Origin of the sequence: Vibrio sp. S11_S32 (genome assembly GCF_014694465.1) — a bacterium.
GTDB classification, from domain to species: Bacteria; Pseudomonadota; Gammaproteobacteria; order Enterobacterales; family Vibrionaceae; genus Vibrio; species Vibrio algicola.
In genome coordinates this window covers 1-443 of the sequence record NZ_JAAUWS010000157.1, presented here as the reverse complement: position 1 = coordinate 443, position 443 = coordinate 1, and the positions used below count along the sequence as shown (strand labels likewise).

The following is a 443-nucleotide window of genomic DNA, read 5'->3' as shown; positions in this document are numbered from 1 at the left end:
AAGCACGCTCATACCTTCAATCTGTGGCAAATAACTTGTATAGAAAGAATGCTTGCATGTGGTACCAATGCGATGGGGGCTAAGCACTGCGGTTGTGAAAAATCAAACTGTCACTGCACGAAAGTAATATGCCAGAGTTGCAAGACGAAGGCTTGCAGCTCTTGTGGTACAAAATCCACAGAGCAATGGATAGCCACGCAGCTGGAAGTGATGCCAGATTGCGAGCATCAGCACATCACGTTCACTATGCCTAGTGAGCTCTGGCCAATATTCGACGCAAACCCAGAGCTCTTAAATGACTTATTTTCTCTTGCTGCCAAGATAAGCAACCTTCGGTTGCGACTTCAACGCAGTAAGTCTTTCGAATACAATAACGTGAAAGTATCACGTTAGGCTTTTCAATGTACGACCCTAATCATTTTAAACACCTATTTACGCTTGGT

General features: G+C 44.2%; 1 pseudogene. It reads left to right on the top strand.

Going from position 1 to position 443, the window contains the following annotated elements:
- Positions 1-318: pseudogene (locus tag HC723_RS17070) on the top strand (transposase zinc-binding domain-containing protein); the annotation flags it as partial.
- Between the last annotated feature and the right edge of the window lie 125 nt (positions 319-443).